16 protein-coding genes are annotated in these 18,956 nt (G+C 67.6%); 10 read left to right on the forward strand and 6 right to left on the reverse strand.

The window, feature by feature from the left end:
- Positions 1-88 precede the first annotated feature (88 nt).
- Positions 89-1,600 carry a sugar ABC transporter ATP-binding protein gene (locus ACFVJ3_RS23885; protein WP_378454400.1) on the reverse strand — a complete coding sequence of 504 codons (1,512 nt, stop codon included), beginning with the start codon at positions 1,598-1,600 and terminating at the stop codon, positions 89-91.
- A gap of 352 nt (positions 1,601-1,952) precedes the next feature.
- Here ACFVJ3_RS23885 and ACFVJ3_RS23890 point away from each other — a divergent pair, with 352 nt between their 5' ends.
- Genes ACFVJ3_RS23890 through ACFVJ3_RS23900 form a run of 3 tightly spaced genes read left to right on the forward strand, consistent with a single transcriptional unit; the run spans position 1,953 to position 4,545 of the window.
- Complete coding sequence (locus ACFVJ3_RS23890; protein WP_378454401.1) at positions 1,953-2,972, forward strand: LacI family DNA-binding transcriptional regulator; 1,020 nt, start codon at positions 1,953-1,955, stop codon at positions 2,970-2,972.
- A gap of 60 nt (positions 2,973-3,032) precedes the next feature.
- The gene (locus tag ACFVJ3_RS23895; RefSeq protein WP_378454402.1) at positions 3,033-3,440 is read left to right on the forward strand and encodes a PPOX class F420-dependent oxidoreductase; all 408 of its coding nucleotides are present in this window, start codon (positions 3,033-3,035) and stop codon (positions 3,438-3,440) included.
- A gap of 28 nt (positions 3,441-3,468) precedes the next feature.
- The gene (locus ACFVJ3_RS23900) at positions 3,469-4,545 is read left to right on the forward strand and encodes a S1C family serine protease (RefSeq protein WP_378454403.1); all 1,077 of its coding nucleotides are present in this window, start codon (positions 3,469-3,471) and stop codon (positions 4,543-4,545) included.
- Here the strand turns inward: ACFVJ3_RS23900 and ACFVJ3_RS23905 are convergent, their stop codons facing one another.
- The 3 genes from ACFVJ3_RS23905 to ACFVJ3_RS23915 all read right to left on the reverse strand — a co-directional run bounded on the left by ACFVJ3_RS23905 (position 4,546) and on the right by ACFVJ3_RS23915 (position 7,257).
- The gene (locus ACFVJ3_RS23905) at positions 4,546-5,583 is read right to left on the reverse strand and encodes an alpha/beta hydrolase (RefSeq protein ID WP_378454404.1); all 1,038 of its coding nucleotides are present in this window, start codon (positions 5,581-5,583) and stop codon (positions 4,546-4,548) included.
- A 171-nt stretch (positions 5,584-5,754) separates the two neighbouring features.
- Positions 5,755-6,657, reverse strand: a complete 903-nt coding sequence (locus ACFVJ3_RS23910; protein WP_378454405.1) for a PIN domain-containing protein — start codon at positions 6,655-6,657, stop codon at positions 5,755-5,757.
- A gap of 123 nt (positions 6,658-6,780) precedes the next feature.
- Complete coding sequence (locus tag ACFVJ3_RS23915) at positions 6,781-7,257, reverse strand: GtrA family protein (RefSeq protein WP_112301596.1); 477 nt, start codon at positions 7,255-7,257, stop codon at positions 6,781-6,783.
- A 98-nt stretch (positions 7,258-7,355) separates the two neighbouring features.
- Between ACFVJ3_RS23915 and ACFVJ3_RS23920 the strand changes: the two genes are divergently transcribed.
- From ACFVJ3_RS23920 to ACFVJ3_RS23935, 4 genes are all read left to right on the forward strand, one after another.
- Positions 7,356-8,789, forward strand: coding sequence for an FAD-binding oxidoreductase (locus tag ACFVJ3_RS23920; protein WP_005248821.1), 1,434 nt, complete (start codon positions 7,356-7,358; stop codon positions 8,787-8,789).
- Positions 8,789-9,550 carry a decaprenylphospho-beta-D-erythro-pentofuranosid-2-ulose 2-reductase gene (locus ACFVJ3_RS23925; RefSeq protein ID WP_378454406.1) on the forward strand — a complete coding sequence of 254 codons (762 nt, stop codon included), beginning with the start codon at positions 8,789-8,791 and terminating at the stop codon, positions 9,548-9,550. Before ACFVJ3_RS23920 ends, ACFVJ3_RS23925 begins: the two co-directional genes overlap by 1 nt.
- 11 nt (positions 9,551-9,561) lie before the next feature.
- On the forward strand, positions 9,562-11,454 hold the full coding sequence (locus ACFVJ3_RS23930; RefSeq protein ID WP_378454407.1) for a galactan 5-O-arabinofuranosyltransferase: 1,893 nt from the start codon (positions 9,562-9,564) through the stop codon (positions 11,452-11,454).
- 111 nt (positions 11,455-11,565) lie between these two features.
- Positions 11,566-11,841 carry a hypothetical protein gene (locus tag ACFVJ3_RS23935; protein ID WP_378454408.1) on the forward strand — a complete coding sequence of 92 codons (276 nt, stop codon included), beginning with the start codon at positions 11,566-11,568 and terminating at the stop codon, positions 11,839-11,841.
- Here ACFVJ3_RS23935 and ACFVJ3_RS23940 read toward each other — a convergent pair.
- Positions 11,838-12,539 (reverse strand): MspA family porin, encoded by a 702-nt coding sequence (locus ACFVJ3_RS23940; protein ID WP_378454409.1) that lies wholly within the window; start codon positions 12,537-12,539, stop codon positions 11,838-11,840. The genes ACFVJ3_RS23935 and ACFVJ3_RS23940 overlap by 4 nt on opposite strands.
- Before the next feature lie 214 nt (positions 12,540-12,753).
- On the opposite strand from ACFVJ3_RS23940, the gene ACFVJ3_RS23945 reads away from it, so the two are divergent.
- Complete coding sequence (locus ACFVJ3_RS23945; protein WP_378454410.1) at positions 12,754-14,544, forward strand: glycosyl transferase; 1,791 nt, start codon at positions 12,754-12,756, stop codon at positions 14,542-14,544.
- A gap of 7 nt (positions 14,545-14,551) precedes the next feature.
- On the opposite strand, the gene map is transcribed toward ACFVJ3_RS23945, so the two are convergent.
- Entirely contained in the window at positions 14,552-15,316 is a 765-nt protein-coding gene (gene map, locus ACFVJ3_RS23950) for a type I methionyl aminopeptidase (protein WP_378454411.1), read from the reverse strand.
- A 54-nt stretch (positions 15,317-15,370) separates the two neighbouring features.
- Between map and ACFVJ3_RS23955 the strand changes: the two genes are divergently transcribed.
- Both ACFVJ3_RS23955 and ACFVJ3_RS23960 read left to right on the forward strand, forming a co-directional pair.
- The gene (locus ACFVJ3_RS23955; RefSeq protein WP_378454412.1) at positions 15,371-15,631 is read left to right on the forward strand and encodes a helix-turn-helix domain-containing protein; all 261 of its coding nucleotides are present in this window, start codon (positions 15,371-15,373) and stop codon (positions 15,629-15,631) included.
- Positions 15,632-15,690: 59 nt separating this feature from the next.
- Positions 15,691-18,927, forward strand: coding sequence for an arabinosyltransferase domain-containing protein (locus tag ACFVJ3_RS23960; protein WP_378454413.1), 3,237 nt, complete (start codon positions 15,691-15,693; stop codon positions 18,925-18,927).
- Positions 18,928-18,956: the final 29 nt, after the last annotated feature.

An 18,956-nucleotide genomic window follows, 5' to 3' on the forward strand; every position in this document is an offset into this window, starting at 1 on the left:
AGGACAACCTCGCCTACGACCCGGACAAACACGGCGCCCTCCAACGACTGATCGCCCACCAACAACCGGCGGCTTGACACAGGGCAACTCATGCGGCGGCCTCCGAACCCGTTGCAGCGAACATGATCTTCTCCTCGTCGGCCTCGGACCTGCTCAGTTCCGACACGATTCGTCCTTCCCTCATCACAAGGACGCGATCGGCCATTCCGAGCACCTCCGGCAGTTCGGAGGAGATCATCACGACGGCGACGCCTTCACTGGCGAGCATCGAGATGATCCGGTGCACTTCGGCTTTGGTACCGACGTCGATTCCGCGGGTGGGCTCGTCCACGATCAGGACGCTCGGCGCGGTGGCCATCCACTTGGCGAGCACGACCTTCTGCTGATTGCCACCCGACAGCACGCCGACGGGGTCGGTGATGCGCGCGTACTTGGTCTGCAGTTTCTTCGTCCACTCGTATGCCGACCGACGCTCACGTCCCCCGACGAGGAAGCCGAACCGCGCGAGAGCGGACGACCGCGTCAATGTGGCGTTGCGCTCGATCGACATGTCCAGGATCAGGCCCTGCTGGCGACGGTCCTCCGGGACGAGCGCCATTCCGGCGCGCATCGCGGCCTTCGGGTTGCCCTTGCGCAGGCTCTTGCCGCGTACCCGGACGTCTCCGCTGTCGCGGGGGTCCACACCGAACGCCGACTGCATGACCTCGGACCGGCCGGCACCGACCAGCCCGGACAACGCCACGATCTCACCGGCCCGGACCTGGAAACTGATGTCGGAGAACACCCCGGCTCGCGACAGGTTCTCGATCTCGAGGACGACGGCGCCCGGTTCCACGTCGATCTTCGGGAACAGCGCGCCGAGGTCGCGGCCGACCATGCTGCGGACGAGGTCGTCGACCGTCAGTCCCGCCAGCTCGGCGGTGGAGATGTGCCGTCCGTCGCGCATCACGGTGACCCGCTGGCACAGCGCGAAGATCTCCTCGAAGCGGTGTGAGATGAACATGACCGCCGCACCGGACGCGCAGAGGGACCGGGCGACCTTGAACAGCCGCTCGACCTCGTTGCCGGACAGCGCCGCGGTCGGCTCGTCCATGACGATGACGTTGGCGTCGGTGGAGAGCGCCTTCGCGATCTCGACGAGCTGCTGATCGGCGATCGACAGTCCGCTGGCCAGCCGGTCCGGGTCCATCGGGACACCGAGACGGTCGAACAGTGCGCGGGCGGCGGTGTTCATCGCGCCGCGGTCGATCATCCCGAACCGGGCCCGCGGCTGGGTGCCGATGAAGATGTTTTCCGCGATGGTGAGGTCGGGGAACAGGGTCGGCTCCTGGTAGATGACCGCGATGCCCCGGGCCTTGGCATCCGAGGGCGACCCGAGCGACACTTCCTCGCCGCCGACGAGGAGCGATCCGGTGTCGGGGCCGTGCACGCCGGCGAGCATCTTCACGATGGTCGACTTGCCTGCACCGTTCTCTCCGACGAGGGCGTGTGCCTCGCCGCCGTAGAGCGGAAACGACACACCCTGAACAGCAGCGACGTTGCCGAAGGACTTGGTGACGTCCCGAACTTCCAGCAACGGCACCGCAGGGGGGACGCTCATTCAGCACCTCCGATTGAAACGGTTCATTTCTCGTTTATGAAGCTAGAAGTGATTGACGCCACAAGTCAAGAGGTTTGGCAAAGCCGGTCACCACCGTGACCTTATCGTTATAAAAGCACGCCAGGTCCATTACTACCCGTCTCTCATCGTCTCGCCTGGGAGCCGGTCTTGATTCCGCCACCGCGGACGGCGATACTGAGTCTGAAGCGATTCAAGAGCGCCGGATCGTTCTCGGGCAACGACCGACGCGACAATGTGCGCGGTCGAACGAGAATGTGCGCGGTCGAACGAGAATGTGCGCGGTCGAACGAGAATGTGCGCGGTCGAACGAGCCGGCTGAAGGGGGAATCGAATGGCAGCGTCCATGCGCGAGGTCGCCGCGCTCGCGGGCGTCTCGATGGGGACGATCAGCAACGTGCTCAATCACCCCGAACTGGTGTCCGAGGCGACCCGTCAACGAGTGCATGCGGCCATCACCCAGCTCGGCTTCGTCCGCAACGACGCCGCCCGCCAACTCCGCGCCGGCCAGTCGCGGATGCTCGCCGTCGTCGTCCTCGACGCGCGCAACCCCTTCTTCGTCGACGTTGCGTCCGGAGCCGAGGAGGTCGCCGAGGCGAACGAGCTGCTGATGGTCATGATCAGCACCGGCGAATCGGAAGAACGCGAGAACCGGCAGCTCGGCCAGCTCATGGAACAACGCGTCCACGGGATCCTGCTCTGCCCCACCGGTGAGAGCACCCCGATGCTCGCCAACCTCGACCGCCAGGGCACACCGGTGGTCCTGCTCGACCGCGGGTCCCGCACACCCGGCCGATCCTCCGTCGCCGTCGACGACGTCCACGGCGGCCGGATCGCCGCTCGCCACCTCATGGAGCAGGGGCATCGGAACATCGTGTTCGTCGGCGGGCCCGACAGCATCAGGCAGGTCCGCGACCGACGGGACGGGGCGCTCAGCGCCGTCGCGGAATCGGCGAGCACACGCATGCGCACCGTCGCCACCCGATCCCTCAGCATCGAGGCCGGCACCCACGCGGCCCGTGAAATTCTCGCGATGCCGGCGGAGGAGCGGCCCACGGCGGCATTCTGCGCCAACGATCTGCTCGCACTCGGTGTGCTCCAGGAGTTCATCCAGCACGGCAAGCGCGTGCCCGAAGACCTCGCGATCGTCGGGTACGACGACATCGACTACGCCGCCGGCGCGGCCGTGCCGCTGACATCCGTCGCCCAGCCGCGGAACGAACTGGGTCGAGCGGCGGCCGAGCTCCTGCTCGATCAGGTCAACAACCCCGACACCCACCGCCACCAGCAGCTCTCGTTCACCCCGACCCTCGTCGTCCGCGAGTCCACGGCCGCCTGCCCGGTGCGGGGTTGACGAGGGCTCGGACTCGTCAACCACGCACCGAGCCGAAGGCCCCCGGGGTATCTTTCGGACATGTCGAAGCCACCTCTGACACCGAAAGCCGCCGAGATGTTCGCTCGGCCCAATTACGCCACCATCGCCTGCATCCGACCCGACGGCCAGCCCGTGTCCGTGGCCACCTGGTACCTGTTCGAGGACGGCAAGGTAATGGTCAACATGGACGCCGAGCGTCGACGCCTGGACTACCTGCGCGGCGACCCCCGCGTCAGCCTCACCGCGATGGACCCCGACGACTGGATCACCCACGTCAGCGTCCAGGGCCGGGTGACCGAATTCGTCGACGACGGCGAACTCGCCGACATCGACCGCCTCGCCACGCATTACACCGGCAAGCCGTACCCCGTCCGCGACCGCAAACGGGTCAGCGCCTGGATCGAGATCGACACCTGGCACGGCTGGGGGTCGCTGAAACAGTCCTGAATCGACTCCGCGACGACGACAACCGGGCATGACGACGCCCCGCGCCGCAGCGGTCCTCGCCCTGGCCACGGCGGTGATCGGCAGCCTGCTGCTGAGCGCACCACCGGTCCGCGAACCGGGACCGCCCGCGGCGACGGTCGCCCAGCCCGCCGCGCCTCCCCCGCCCCCGCCCGTGGTCCTGGCCCCGGAGGAGGTCGAGGCCAGGGTGATCCCGGCGATCGTCACCCTCGTCGCGGATTCGGGCCTCGTCGAAACCGCGGGAACGGGGATCGTGCTCACCCCCGACGGCGTCGTCCTCACCAACCATCACGTGATCGACGGCGCCCTCGACATCAGCGCGGTGAGCCTGGGCAACGGTGCGGAGTACGTCGCGGACGTCCTCGGGTACGACAGTTCGCGCGACATCGCGGTACTCCGACTCCAGGGCGCGAGCGACCTCCCGGCCGCGATCCTCGCGAAGGACACCACCGTCGGCATCGGTGACCCGGTGACCGCGGTGGGTAACGCGGAAGGAGGCGGAGTTCCGGTGGCGGCCCGGGGGTTCGTGACCGACGTCGAGCAGTCGATCACCGCCCGCAGTTCCACCGACGGTTCCCGGAACCGACTGAACGGGCTGATCCAGATCGACGCGGCGGTACGTCCCGGCGACTCCGGCGGCCCCCTCGTCGACACCACCGCCGCTGTCATCGGTGTCAACACTGCGGGCAACGCCGACTCCGACCCCGCGAAACCCGCTCCCACCCAGCCGAGATCGTATGCGGTGCCCATCGACACCGCGATGACGATCGTCGATCAGGTCCGCGCCGGAACCACGTCCGCCACCGTGCACATCGGCGATACCCCTCTCCTCGGGATCAGCGTCACCGACGACGATCGGGGCGCCGAAGTGCTCTGGGTCAGCATCGGCACCCCCGCCGACGACGCGGGTATCGAGATCGGAGACGTCATCACCGAATTCGACGGAACACCCGTCCGGTCCTCGGACGATCTCAGCGAGCACATGATCGGACGGCACCCCGGCGACGAGGTCGCGGTGCGCTGGTTCGACGAGAGCGGACACCAGCGATCGACGACGATCGTGCTCGAGAAAGGCCCGCCGCGGTAGTCAGGCCGTCTTGTCCCGGGCGACACCGTCCTCCGGCCGCACACGCATCGCGACGAATCGCGCGATACGCCGAAGCACCGCACGGCTTTCCGGCAGACCAGGCCACAACGCCGGGAACGCGTGCACCTGGCCGTCCCAGATCTGCAGCGTCGTCGGAACACCCGCAGCGCTCAGCCGATACGCCATCAGTTCCGAATCCGACCGCAGCACCTCGCCTTCTGCGGCGACCAGCAGCGCAGGCGGCAGACCCTCGAGAGCCCCGTTCACGGGCGACAGCGCGGGGTCGAGCACGCCGTCCACCTCGCCGCCGAGCTTGCCGATGGTGACGAGCGCCTCCACTGGCGCGAACACGTCGCGGGCGGCGTTGGCGTGCACCAGCTTGTCGGCGCAGTCCAGGTCCAGCAGCGGCGACAGTCCGACCAGGCCGGCGGGCAGATCGACGCCCTCCTCGCGGGCCTTCAGCGCAGTCGCGAAGACGAGGAACCCACCCGCCGAATCACCGGCGAACACCGTCCCGCCCGCGCGGGCTCCGTTCTCCAGCAACCACTTGTACGCCGTCAGGCAGTCGTCGACCGAACCACTGATGTTCGTGTCGGGCAGTTGCCGGTAGCCGACGTGCATCACCGGCAGCCGGGTCAGCTTCGCGATCGTCGCGACCACCGGCCGGTGCGTGTTCAACCCGCAGCACAGGAAGCCGCCGCCGTGCAGGTAGAGGACGACGCCGTCACTCAGATCCGGTGACACCCCCGGCGCGCGCACGATCTCCGCGTCGAATCCGGGCAGTCGCACCTTCTGGCGGCGAATACCGGAAGCGGGACGGATCCCCGCCGCCATGTCCAGCAACGCGGCCCTGCGAATCGCCGATTCGTTGATCGGTGCCATCCGCACCACAGGCCGGAGAAACCACCTGCACGCCTGGTAGAGAACCTGGGATTCGATACTCGGCCCCGCGAGCCTCGCCCCCGAACGATATTGGACGGTCGGTGTCCCGCTCCGCTGCTGCGCGGACGGCTTGCGGTCGTTCGGCACAGATTTCATGCCTTCTCCCCTGGTCGCCGATACCCGTCGCCTTTGACGGATACGTAACTTCAACCTTGGAGTACCCGCCACCGTCGTGTGTCACTCATGGTGCCTTCGGCCCCAAGTCGTTATCCCCTTTGCCCGAATCGTTATCGCGGGCGTGGCAAGTGGGCCATTTCGGCGGTCGGCTCAGCCGAAATCGAGGTCGTCGAGCTCCTCCACCACGGTGACCTTGCGTTTGCGGCCACCCATCATCCTGCCGATGCCGCGGCGTCCGACGGCGTCCGCGTTGCCCGAGGGCAGAATCCGCTGCGGCGCCACCCGGGGTCGTGCCACGTGCACCGGAGGAAGCGCCGCGGCCGGGGCGGGAGCCGGGGGTTCCACGGGGTCGGGAGCTGCTACGGGCGCCCGGGGCGGGAGCGGAGCCGGCACCGCGGCCACGGGCAGCGGCGCGACAACCGGCTCGAAGACCCGCTCGCGGCGGGGCAGATCGGTTTCGCGGAGTTCCACGTCGTCGAGCTCGACCACCCACCGCACCCGGTGCCCGAGACCACGTTCCTGCAGTTCGGCCCAGATCTCGTCGTGCCACGTCGAGGATTCGCCGCTACCGAACGCCCGGGAGTTAGCACTGACCCACACCACGTCCTCGGACGGGCGGCGATCGGCGATGTCCAGGACCGTCAGCCAGTTCACCGTGGCGGTGTAGCCGTGCCGCTTCTTGTCCACATACGGGCGACGACGCTGCAACTCGCGACCGGCGATCTCGAGGTGCGATGCGTGCGCCGGCTCGATCACGTCGCAGCCCATCGCCTCCAGCTGCCGGGCGAGCGAGTCGACGTACCCGTCGGCCTTCGCCCGGGCGGCGTCCACGAAGACGGACAGGTCCTCCCGGAGCCCGAGCCGGTCGTACATCCGCGCCTGGACTGTGAGGGCGTCGATCATCGCGACGGATTCCCGCTGGTACCGGGGTGCGACCTCGACGAGGACGAGGCGGGGAACGAGTACCCGGCTGCCCTGGTCGAGCGCGTCGCGGACGAACGTCTCGAAGCGCGCGTCTCGTGTGACGGCCGAGGTGTCGAGAACAATCAGCATTGATCGATTCTCACCGAACACGCCTGCAGCGCCAGAGAAGTTGCTGAGTCGTTACCGAAACACCCGGATCGGGGTCATCGCAGCACCCGTCAGGGCATTGCCGTGTGGTTGCCGGCAGCGGTCCTAGTGGATCTTGAAGATCACCGCGCGCTGCACGACGAAATTGATGACCGTCGCCGTGCCCTGGGCGATGACGAACGCGAGCGGCAGACGCCACCATTCGTCGGGGAATGCGTGGTACATCACCCAGTTGAGGCCCACCTGGACTGCGAACGTGACCGCGTAGAGGATGACGACCGCCACGAACCGGGCGCGGCTCGGTTCGGCCTTGAACGTCCACCGGCGGTTGATCAGGTACGCGGTGGTGGTGCCCGCGATGAAGCTGATCGACTTCGCCACGTTCACGGGGAGCCCGACCACCTCGAACAGCAGGAAGTACAGGCCGAAGTCGACGATCGCCGACAATCCACCGGTCAGGACGAAACGGATGATCTGCGTCTTCAGGTCCAGTGCGTCGTCCGCGATGTTCTCGGTGACGGGGATCTCGACGGGGAGCGGAACGTGCGGTTCGTGCTCGTGACTCGGCTGGGTTTCTGACACGACGACGAGGCTAGCGCCCCGTGAGTACTTGTCGACCGCCCGCGGTCGATATGCACGCAGGGGCCCGCAGGGCCGGCGTCCGGGTACCCTCTACCTCGATGTCCACGACAGCAGAAGAGACGCCCACCCAGGCGCTCCCCACACAGACCCGCACCCTCACCGGCTGGGGACGCACCGCGCCCACCACCGCGCAGGTGCTGTCCACTCCCGACGTGGAGGTGATCGCGCGAGCGGTCGCCCAGGTCGCGGAGCAGAACGAGTCGAAGCCCGCTCACCTGCAGCGTGGGGTGATCGCCCGTGGCCTCGGCCGCTCCTACGGCGACCCGGCGCAGAACGCCGGTGGCCTGGTCATCGACATGAATGCGCTGAACCAGATCCACCGCATCGACCGCGACACCCACCTGGTGGAGGTCGACGCCGGCGTCAACCTGGACCAGCTGATGAAGGCGGCCCTGCCGTTCGGTCTGTGGGTTCCGGTGCTGCCGGGTACCCGGCAGGTCACCATCGGCGGCGCCATCGGCTCCGACATCCACGGCAAGAACCATCACAGCGCCGGCAGCTTCGGCAACCACGTGGTGTCGCTGGACCTGCTCACCGCCGACGGCAAGGTGCGCACACTGACGCCGAAGGGCGGCCGCAACGACCCCAAGGGCGCACTGTTCTGGGCGACGATCGGCGGCATGGGCCTGACGGGCATCATCCTCAAGGCCACCATCAAGATGACACCCACCGAGACCGCGTACTTCATCGCCGACGGCGACGTCACCCAGACGCTCGACGAGACCATCGCGCTGCACAGCGACGGCAGCGAATCCAACTACGAGTACTCGAGCGCCTGGTTCGACGCCATCGCGGCGCCGCCGAAGCTGGGCCGCGCCGCGATCTCCCGCGGTTCGCTCGCGAAACTCGACCAGTTGCCGGCCAAGCTGCAGAAGAACCCCCTCGCGTTCGACGCCCCGCAGCTGCTGACGTTCCCGGACGTCTTCCCGAACGGCCTCGCCAACAAGTTCAACTTCTCGATGATCGGCGAGCTGTGGTTCCGGAAGTCCGGCACCTACCGCGACAAGGTTCAGAACTTGACGCAGTTCTACCACCCGCTCGACATGTTCGGTGAGTGGAACCGCGCCTACGGGTCGAACGGATTCCTGCAGTACCAGTTCGTGGTGCCCACCACCGCGGTCGAGGAGTTCAAGGCCATCATCCGCGACATCCAGAAGTCGGGGCACTACTCGTTCCTCAACGTGTTCAAGCTGTTCGGCGAGGGCAACCAGGCCCCGCTGAGCTTCCCGATCCCGGGCTGGAACATTTGCGTAGACTTCCGCATCAAGCCCGGCCTGAACGAGTTCGTCACCGAACTCGACAAGCGTGTCCTGAAGTTCGGCGGCCGCCTCTACACGGCCAAGGACTCGCGCACCACCGCCGAGACCTTCCACGCCATGTACCCGCGGATCGACGAGTGGATCGCCACCCGCCGCAAGTACGACCCCACCAATGTCTTCGCCTCCGATATGTCCAGAAGGTTGGAACTCTAGTGATCAACGCTGTCGGGAACCCCCAGACTCTCCTGCTGCTCGGTGGCACCTCCGAGATCGGCCTCGCCATCTGCGCGGAGTACCTGAAGAAGGCGCCGATGCGGGTGATCCTCGCCGCACTGCCGGGTGATCCCGGTCGCGATGCCGCCGTCGCCCAGCTGAAGGCGGCCGGCGCCAACGCCGTCGACGTCATCGACTTCGACGCCGTCGACACCGAGAGCCACCCGAAGGTCATCGACGAAGCGTGGGCCAAGAGCGACGTCGACGTCGCCATCGTCGCGTTCGGCCTGCTCGGCGACGCCGAGGAACTGTGGCAGAACCAGCGCAAGGCCGTCCAGATCGCCGAGGTCAACTACACGGCCGCGGTGTCGGTGGGCGTGCTCGTGGGCGAGAAGATGAAGGCACAGGGCTTCGGCCAGATCATCGCCATGTCGTCCGCCGCAGGCGAGCGCGTGCGCCGCTCCAACTTCGTGTACGGATCCACCAAGGCCGGACTCGACGGTTTCTACCTCGGACTCGGTGAGGCACTGCGTGAGTTCGGTCCGCGCGTCCTCGTCATCCGTCCCGGCCAGGTCCGCACCCGCATGTCCGCGGACGTGAAGGAAGCCCCGCTCACCGTGAACAAGGAAGACGTGGCCAAGCTCGCCGTCACGTCGGCGGAGAAGGGCAAGGAACTCGTGTGGGCGCCCGGCGCCTTCCGCTACGTGATGATGATCCTGCGGCACATCCCGCGACCGATCTTCAAGAAGCTGCCCATCTAAGCTTCGCCCTTGTGACGGAAGCAGACGTAGCACCGGCCCGACGGTCCCTGTCGACAGCTGTCGAAATGCTGCTGGGGGCCGTCGTGGCCGCAGTGGTGGCGGCGGTCGGACTGCTCGCGTTCGCGCGGGTGCAGTGGCCGGCGTTCAACTCGTCCAACGTGACCCAGGCCGTCACGACGGTCGGCCAGGTCGTAGCCATCGTGGGAATCGCGGTGTCGGTGCTGCTCGTGCGACTGCACCGGGCTCCGCGGTTCGCCCGGCTGCTGTCGTGGGCGAGCTTGTCCGGGTTCGTGACCGTCACCCTCGGTCTGCCTCTCGCAGCCACCAAGCTCTACCTGCACGGCGTCTCCGTCGACCAGGAGTTCCGCACCGAGTACCTCACGCGGCTGACCGACTCGGCGGCGCTGCGCGACATGACGTACGCCGACCTGCCGCCGTACTACCCGGCCGGTTGGTTCTGGATGGGCGGGCGCGTCGCCAACCTCCTCGGCATGGACGGCTGGGAAGCGTTCAAGCCGTACGCGATCGGATCACTCGCCGTCGCCGCCGTCGTGGCACTGGTGTTGTGGAGCAACCTGATCCGCCACGACCTGGCCATCGTCGTCTCCCTCGCGACCACGGCACTCGTTCTGGCCTACGGGTCACCCGAACCGTACGGCGCCGTCATCACCCTGCTGATCGGTCCCGCACTCGTCCTCGCCTGGGGCGGGCTCAATCGTGTCGACGGACGCGGCGGCTGGGGCGCCGTGATCGGCACCGGACTGTTCCTCGGCCTCGCAGCCACGTTCTACACCCTGTATCTCGGACTCGCCGCCTTCGCGATCACCCTGCTCGCACTGCTGGCCGCGACCCTGCGGATACGCGCCCAGAAGTCGTGGCGGGCGGCGATCGATCCGCTGGTCCGGCTGATCGTGATCGCCGCCGTGTCCGGGCTTCTCGCACTGACCGTCTGGCTACCGTATCTGCTGAAGGTCGTGGGCGGTTCGCCCGCGGCGTCGGGAACAGCGCTGCATTATCTGCCCGAGGCAGGCGCGCATCTACCGCTGCCGATGATCCACTTCTCCCTCACCGGGGCACTGTGCCTGCTCGGCACCATCTGGCTCGTCGCCCGCGCGTCGACGTCGCGGCGCGCGCAGGCACTCGGCGTCGGGGTGGTGGCCATCTACCTGTGGTCGCTGCTGTCGATGGCGTTCACGGTGCTCGGCAGCACCCTTCTCTCGTTCCGGCTCGAGCCTGTGCTGATCGTCCTGCTCGGCGCGGCAGGTGTCTTCGGATTCGTCGAATTCGCAGGATGGCTCGTGCTCGCGACCAGCGACAACCCGCGCGTCAAGGGGGCGGTCCTGGTGATCGGCGTGCTGGGCGCGCTGTCGTTCGTCCAGAACATCCCCAAGTTCCTCGACTCCGACATCGCCGTCGCCTACACCGACACCGACGGCAACGGCGAACGCGCCGACCAGCGCCCACCGGGCGCCGCCGCCCATTACGCCGCAGTCGACGAACTGGTCCAGGCGCAGGTCCCCCGCGACCGCGACGACACCGTGGTCCTCACCGCCGACACCAGCTTCCTCAGTTTCTACCCCTACCTCGGGTTCCAGGCACTGACGTCGCACTACTCGAATCCCCTGGCGGACTTCGCCGGACGCGCACGGGTGATCGCGGAGTGGAGCGAGCTCGAGACGCCCGATCAGCTGGTGGCCGCACTCGACGCGGCACCGTGGCGCGCCCCCGACGCGTTCGTGTTCCGCCAGGGCCCCGACGGGTACACGCTGCGTCTCGCCGAGGACGTGTATCCCAACGATCCCAACGTGCGCCGCTACACCGTCACGTTCCCGAAGGAACTGTTCGACGACCCGCGATTCACGGTGTCGGAGACCGGACCGTTCGTGGTCGTCACAAGAAACTGATCGGTCTGTTCAAGTTTATCTCGCCCTACAGCGGGAATTCCGCACCCAATCAGGGAAGCGGGTATTTTCCGTTCCCCGAGGGGAATTGTCGGGTCGTCGCGAGGAGCGGTCATGCCGGATGCAGAGGAGCCTCGACGTGCCGGAAGCGGTGCCGAAGACTATCTTCTCGGCACCGCCGGCGGTGATGTGGTCGTGCATGCCGGACTCGCCGTGACGATCGGAACGATCGTCGGTGTCTACGTCGGGCACTGGGTGCTTTTCGTGATCGCCTTGCTCGGTGCCGCCGTGTGGATCACAGGCGACATCGCCGTCCATGTCAGTCGACAAAGGTCGCCGGACATCAGTCCGGCGACCCCTGTCAGGCACCCTGTCGGGCGGGCTGCCTAGTTGAGCTTCTGCGGCACACCGTAAGTCATCACGGTGTCACCGTTCGAAGTGACCGCCATAGCGTACGGACGGATGGTGACCGGCCCGAGAGCACCGGAGATGGAGCCATGAACTCCCTGCATCCTGACCACAGCCGCCGATCCGTCGAACTCCTGACCCTCGAGGATCGGAACGGTGGTGATTCCACCGGGCTCCAGGTCGATGTCGAGTTCCTGCGACGGAATGATGTCACCGGCAAGTTCCGCGTTGGTCCCTGCGTTCAGGTCCAGCGTGAAGTCCGGGACGAGTCCCAGGTTGATTCCGTTGCTCGACCCGATCGCGAACCCGAGTCCGGGCGTGTTCAGGACGATCGTCGCGCCCGCCAGTGCGACCGGGTAACCGATCTGATAGCCGACGGTGAGCTGAGTTCCCTCGAACTCCTCCGCGTTCGGTCCGGTGATGGCGACCCCGGCGTAACCGTTGTGGAAGAACTCCACGCTGGTGGGTACGCCGTCCAGCGGAGGTACGACCTGATACACCGTGTCGCCCTGCACGACTTCGATGCGATTTCCCTTTGCGTCGATCACGGAGCTGGAATTGTCCACGCCGGCCGAGGCCGTGCCGTTGCCCATGACCATGGCAAGCACCGCAATACCTGCGACTGCGACTGTCCGTGTAAACCGTTTGTACCCAAATCGAGATGTGCTGATGTCCGTCATGCCGACCCCATTCAGAGTGCACTGCAACCGATACGAAAAAGCATGCTGAGCGTAACCAGTGGGGCAGGAGAATATCCCTGTATTGATCAGAAGTTCACAAATCAACTTGATGTGATACACGCAACAATCACGCGAATGCAACCCAGGAAGCTCTCAGCGACCTCCGGTACCCTCGGACGATTGACATCGACCCGAGAACCGGAGGCGCTGCTGCGTGACTGAGATACTCACCCAGGTCGAGACCACTCGGCAGGCAGAGAGCACCAGCACCACCGCTCGCCCTCTCCGCTCCCGTCTCCGGCCGCACCCGGCGGATGCCGCGGTGGTCGTCTTCTACGTCGGCCTCGCGGCATTCGTGTTGGCCCGCCAGTGGAAACACCTCGGGACCGGCTATCTGGTGCGCAGCGGCCAGGACCAGACGATGTGGGAGTGGTTCTTCGCGGTCGCGGCCCGCTCAATGGTGCATCTGGAGAATCCGCTCTCCAGCGACCTGCAGAACTACCCGCTGGGCGTCAACCTCATGGGCAACACGGCGATGTTCGGCATCAGCATTCCGCTGGCGCCCGTCACGCTGTTGTTCGGACCGAACGTCACCTTCACCCTCGCGCTCACACTTGGCCTGTCGGGCACGGCAATTGCCTGGTACTGGGTGTTTTCGCGGCATGTCGTGTCGTCGCGACTCGCGGCCGCCGTCGGCGGCGGCCTGTGCGGTTTCGCACCCGCCCTGATCTCGCACACCAACGGGCACCCCAACTTCGTCGCCCTGTTCCTGCTGCCCTTCATCGCGCTGGCCGTGATCAGACTGGGCAGCGGGGCACGCTCGGTGCGCGACGGCATCGTACTGGGCCTGCTGATCGCCTACCAGATATTCCTCGGCGAAGAACCTCTGCTGATCTACGCACTGGCGTTCGCGGTCTTCGGTGCCGCCTTCGCGGCGTCGCGTCCGCGAGCGGCATTCGTTGCGGCCAAGCGCAGCATCAAGGGTTTCGCGATCGCGGGCGGCATCGCGCTGGCCATCGCCGCCGTGCCCCTGTGGTGGCAGTTCTTCGGACCCGACAGCTACCGGGCGATCGAACACGGCCCGGTCGGCAACGACACCGAAGCGTTCACCAGCTTTCCGACGTCTTCGCTGGCCGGCGAGCCAGGGTCCGCCGAGTTCAGCATGAACGCCACCGAGGAGAACGCGTATTTCGGCTGGCCCCTGCTGATCCTCCTCAGCCTGTCGGCCCTGTGGCTGTGGCGCATGCCGCTGGCTCGCGCCGCGGCCGCGACGGTGGCCGTGATGGGCGTCCTGTCGCTCGGGACGTCGCTGACGATCGGCGGCTGGGACACCGGAATTCCCTTGCCGTGGACGCTGATCTCACACCTGCCGCTCCTCGAATCCGTTCTCGAATCGCGCTTCGCGATGGGCTGCCTGCCCGCCGCTGCCCTGCTGCTCGCGCTGGGCACCGACCGCGCCCTGGCGTCCGCCCGCGAGGGTCAGCGGACCACCACCCTGCTGTGGGTCGGCTGGCTCGCGGTGGCACTGCTTCCGCTGACGCCCACCCCGCTCGCCGTCGTGCAGCGCGACACCGCACCGAGCTTCTTCGCCGACGGCACGTGGCGGGAGTACGTCACCGACGGCTCGGTCGTCACGGTGCCGCTCCCCTCCCCGGAGAACGCGCGGATGCTGCGCTGGCAGACCGAGCAGGATCTCGGATTCCCCATCGCCGGTGGGTATTTCGTCGGTCCGGCCGGCAGCGAGGAGCGGGGTAAGTACGGGCCCGACGACCGCCCCACCGCGCTGCTGCTCGCGTCCGCACAGTCGTCCGGCCAGGTGCCTGCCATCGACGAGTCGACGAAAGCCCAGGCACTGACGGACCTGAAGTTCTGGAACGCCGACGTCCTGGTTCTACCGCACACCCAGAACGATCGCGTTCTGCGCGAGACGGTCCAGGAGCTCGTCGGGTCGCCCGCGAAGCCGGTCGACGGGGTGTGGGTGTGGGACGTGCGAGCGCTGACATAGGAAAGCCCTACCGCGTCAACACTTCCGGCCCGTCCTCACCGATGGCGACGGTGTGCTCGCTGTGCGCGGCACGGGCGCCCGTCGCCGTGCGGAGCGTCCAGCCGTCGGCCTCGTGCCGGTAGTCGTCGGTGCCGTCGGCGATGAGCATGGGTTCGATCGCGATCACCATCCCCGGACGCAGCAGCATTCCCTTGCCGACGCGCCCCTCGTTGGGCACGTGCGGATCTTCGTGCATCTGCCTGCCGATGCCGTGCCCGCCGTGGTCGGCGAGCATCCCGTACCCCGCGCCGCGGGCGAACAGTCCGATTGCGGCACCGATGTCGCCCAACCGGTTTCCCGGCCGGGCGGCCGCAATGCCGTGCGCGAGAGCGGCTTCGGTGGCCTCGACGAGTGCCACGTCGGCCGGGTCCGCCGTTCCCACGACGAAACTCACGGCGGCGTCCCCGCACCAGCCGGCGAGTCTGGCGCCGCAGTCGATGCTGACGAGGTCACCGTCGCGAAGTCGGTACTCGCCGGGAATTCCGTGCACCACCGCGTCGTTCACGCTCGCGCAGATGACCCCGGGGAACGGGCTGGGCGCCCAGTTCGGGTGATAGTTCAGGAACAGGGGCTCCGCCCCCGCGTCGCGGATCACTGCGGCGGCGACCGCGTCGAGGCCCTGGAGCATCACCCCGATCGTGGCCGCTTCACGCACGGCGGCCAGAGCGTCGGCCACCACCCGGCCCGCCGCGCGCATCGCCTGCACCTCGGCCGCCGTCTTCAACTCGACCACGACTCACCCTCCACGCCTGGATCCAATTTCTATACCGGTATTACTATATGACACATGGTGCGTGTGCCGTTGACAGCAGAGGAACTCGAACGCGGGCAGAGGCTGGGTGAGCTGCTGCGATCCGCGCGGGGAGACATGAGCATGGTCGCGGTCGCACTCGACGCGGGCATCTCCGTCGAAACCCTGCGCAAGATCGAGACCGGACGCATAGCGACACCCGCGTTCTTCACGATCGCCGCGGTCGCCCGGGTTCTCGACCTCTCCCTCGACGACGTCGCCGCGGTCGTGACCTTCGGTCCCGTGAGTACTTATTAACCGCCGGGCGTTAACAAGTACTCACGGGTGGCGGAGCCACAATCGCCTAACATCGTTCTGTGCCGTCCCAACCCCCGCTGCCTGACCTTCGGACCATCCGCACTTCCCGGCTCATCGCGATCGTCACCGGCCTGATCGGGTTCGTGCTCGCGCTGGCCACCCCGTTCCTGCCGGTGAAGCAGGACGCCGCGACGATCGACTGGCCGCAGGACGGCACCCTGAACAGCGTCGAGGCGCCGCTGGTCTCGTACACGCCGCTGGACATGCAGGTGAACGTGCCCTGCACGGTGTTCACGCAACTCGGACCCGACGGCGGCACCGTCGTCTCCACGCTCCCGAATCGGGCGCCCGACTTCGAGAAGAACGGCCTCGTCGTGAAGGGAGGCGCCGGCGGCACGGTCGATGTCACGATTCGCGGCATCTCCCTGATCTCGGCAGACGCCGCGGATCTCCAGGGCTGCACCGCCCTCACCGTCACGTCCGACCACCGGCGGACGTCGGCCGAGATCACGGGCACCGCCGAACCACTCGCCGGTTCCGTCGAGGGCGATCAGCGTCCGCAGATGGTCGGCCTGTTCACCGACCTGCAGGGGGCGGCGCCGGCAGGTTTGAACGTGCACGTCCACCCCGACTCCCGATTCTCGTCCAGCCCCACCCTGCTCAAACTGCTGGCGATGATCGTGTGCGTCCTCGCGACGCTGACGTCGCTGTACGCGTTGCACCGCGTGGACGGCATCGACGGCCGCCGCGCCCGCCGCTTCCTGCCCGCGAACTGGTGGAAGTTCACCGGTGTCGACGCCGTCGTGATCGGGACGCTGCTGCTGTGGCACGTGGTCGGCGCCAACACGTCCGACGACGGCTACCTCCTCGGCATGGCGCGGGTGTCGGAGCATTCCGGCTACATGGCCAACTACTTCCGCTGGTTCGGCGTCCCCGAGGCGCCGTTCGGGTGGTCGTACGAACTCCTCGCGGCGCTGGCGAAGGTGAGCACCGCGAGCATGTGGATGCGGCTGCCGACGCTCCTCGCCGCGCTGCTCTGCTGGATGGTGATCAGCCGGGAGGTCATTCCCCGCCTCGGGGTGGCCGTGCGCCGCAACAGAACTGCCCTCTGGACCGGCGGACTGGTCTTCCTGGCGTTCTGGTTGCCGTACGACAACGGGCTGCGCCCCGAACCGGTGATCGCGCTCGGCGCCCTCCTCACGTGGTGTTCGATCGAGCGCGCCATCGCCACCGGACGACTACTCCCCGGTGCCGTCGCCGTGCTCATCGCCGCGTTCTCCCTCGCGGCCGGACCGTCCGGCCTGATCTGTATCGCCGCCCTGATCGCGGGTGCGCGGCCGATCCTGCAGATCGTGATCACACGGGGCCACCGGGTGGGATTCGCGTCCCAGATCCTGCCGATCCTCGCCGCGGGAACAGTCGTGATGGTCGCCGTCTTCGCGGATCAGACACTGGCGACGGTGCTCGAGTCGACGCGCGTCCGCACCGCCCTCGGCCCCAACGTGGCGTGGTTCGACGAGCGGCTGCGCTGGGATTCGCTCATGGGGATCTCGCCCGACGGCTCGCTGGCCCGCCGATTCGGCGTGTTCGTGATGCTGCTGTGCGTCGTGGTCTGCGTGATGCTGATCCTGCGCAAGGGGAAGGTGCCCGGAACCGCGATCGGACCGTCCCGCCGCATCCTCGGCATCGTGTTCGCGTCACTGCTGCTGATGATGTTCACGCCCACCAAGTGGACGCACCACTTCGGTGTGTACGCGGGTCTCGCCGGCTCGGTCGCGGTGCTCGCCGCGGTCGGGGTGGGGGCCGCGAGCATCCGCTCCAAACGGAACCGCACCCTGTTCGCCGCGGGTGTCCTGTTCATCCTCGCGGTTGCGTTCACCAGCTCCAACGGCTGGTGGTACGTGTCCAGCTACGGCGTCCCGTGGTGGGACAAGCCGCCGATGATCGCGGGCAAGGGCTTCTCCACACTGTTCCTGGGCCTCACGGTGCTCACGCTGCTCCTCGCCGCCTGGTACCACGTCCGCGAACCGTACGAGAGCGGCAAGAAGCCCAACGGCAAGCGTGCCCGGATGCTCGCGCCGTCGCCGCTGACCGTCGCGGCCGGTGCCGTCGTCCTGTTCGAGGTGCTGTCACTGCTGAGGGGGGCCGTCGCGCAGTACCCCGGCTACTCCATCGCGAAGGCCAACATCGAGTCGGTGACCGGCAACTCGTGCGCGCTCGCCGACGAGGTCCTCGTCGAGACCGACCCCACCGCCGCCCTGCTGCAGCCGCTCACCCCGGTCACCGACCCGAACGGCGCAGGCGCATTCGGCACGACCTCCGCGGAGGGCTTCACCCCCAACGGCATCGCCGACGACCTCACCGCCGACTCCGAGAAGATCGCCACCGGCGGCGCCAACACCGTCGACACCGAGACCGACGAGACGACGACGGGCACCAGCTCCGGCACCGGCGGCGGCACCGAGGCCACCGCCGGAGTCAACGGCAGCACCGTGACGCTGCCGTTCGGCCTCGATCCCGCCCGAACCCCGGTTCTCGGCAGCTACCAGCAGGGCGGGGAGCAGAAACCCGCCTCCCTCACCACCGGCTGGTACGGGCTGCCCGACCGCAGCGACGACGCACCGATCCTCACCATCTCGGCCGCCGGACGCATCCGGTCGGTCGACGCGGACGGCGTCGTCACCCCCGGCCAGAGCCTGAAGGTCGAGTACGGGGTCACCGGCCCCGACGGGTCCGTCACCGCGCTCGGCACCGTCGACCCGATCGACATCGGGCCGTCCCCGTCGTGGCGCAACCTGCGCGTGCCGCTCGACCAGTTGCCCGCCGAGGCGAATACGGTCCGGCTCGTCGCGGACGACCCGGACACCGACCCCGGCCAGTGGCTGGCGGTCACGCCGCCCCGGGTGCCGACGATGCAGACTCTGCAGACCGTCGTCGGCTCCAGCGACCCCGTGCTCCTCGACTGGGCCGTCGGCCTCGCGTTCCCCTGCCAGCGCCCCTTCGACCACCGCTACGGCGTCGCCGAGGTCCCGCAGTGGCGTGTGCTCCCCGACCGCATCGGCGCCGAGTCCACGAATGCCTGGCAGGACAAGTTCGGCGGCGGCCCACTGGGCTGGACCGACCAGCTGCTGTCGGCGAGCACCCTGGCCACCTACCTGTCGAACGACTGGGACCGCGACTGGGGCTCGCTCGAGCGGTACACACCGCTCGACGAGTCGGCGACGCCCGCGCAGGTCGAATCCGAACAGGTGACCAGGTCGGGTACCTGGTCGGCCGGACCGGTGCGTTACTACTAGAAGTGCCCCTACCCTCTGGTAGGCGGCAA

It is taken from the genome of Rhodococcus sp. NPDC127593 (genome assembly GCF_042671975.1).
Taxonomy (GTDB): domain Bacteria; phylum Actinomycetota; class Actinomycetes; order Mycobacteriales; family Mycobacteriaceae; genus Rhodococcus_F.

Excerpts from the sequence above, each read along its gene's own strand:
- ACFVJ3_RS23900 (WP_378454403.1), top strand. The coding sequence starts at position 3,469 with ATGACGACGCCCCGCGCCGCAGCGGTCCTCGCCCTGGCCACGGCGGTG.
- ACFVJ3_RS23920 (WP_005248821.1), top strand. The coding sequence starts at position 7,356 with ATGTCCACGACAGCAGAAGAGACGCCCACCCAGGCGCTCCCCACACAG.
- ACFVJ3_RS23895 (WP_378454402.1), top strand. The coding sequence starts at position 3,033 with ATGTCGAAGCCACCTCTGACACCGAAAGCCGCCGAGATGTTCGCTCGG.
- ACFVJ3_RS23955 (WP_378454412.1), top strand. The coding sequence starts at position 15,371 with ATGGTGCGTGTGCCGTTGACAGCAGAGGAACTCGAACGCGGGCAGAGG.
- ACFVJ3_RS23935 (WP_378454408.1), top strand. The coding sequence starts at position 11,566 with ATGCCGGATGCAGAGGAGCCTCGACGTGCCGGAAGCGGTGCCGAAGAC.
- ACFVJ3_RS23905 (WP_378454404.1), bottom strand. The coding sequence starts at position 5,583 with ATGAAATCTGTGCCGAACGACCGCAAGCCGTCCGCGCAGCAGCGGAGC.
- ACFVJ3_RS23885 (WP_378454400.1), bottom strand. The coding sequence starts at position 1,600 with ATGAGCGTCCCCCCTGCGGTGCCGTTGCTGGAAGTTCGGGACGTCACC.
- ACFVJ3_RS23940 (WP_378454409.1), bottom strand. The coding sequence starts at position 12,539 with ATGACGGACATCAGCACATCTCGATTTGGGTACAAACGGTTTACACGG.
- ACFVJ3_RS23890 (WP_378454401.1), top strand. The coding sequence starts at position 1,953 with ATGGCAGCGTCCATGCGCGAGGTCGCCGCGCTCGCGGGCGTCTCGATG.
- ACFVJ3_RS23910 (WP_378454405.1), bottom strand. The coding sequence starts at position 6,657 with ATGCTGATTGTTCTCGACACCTCGGCCGTCACACGAGACGCGCGCTTC.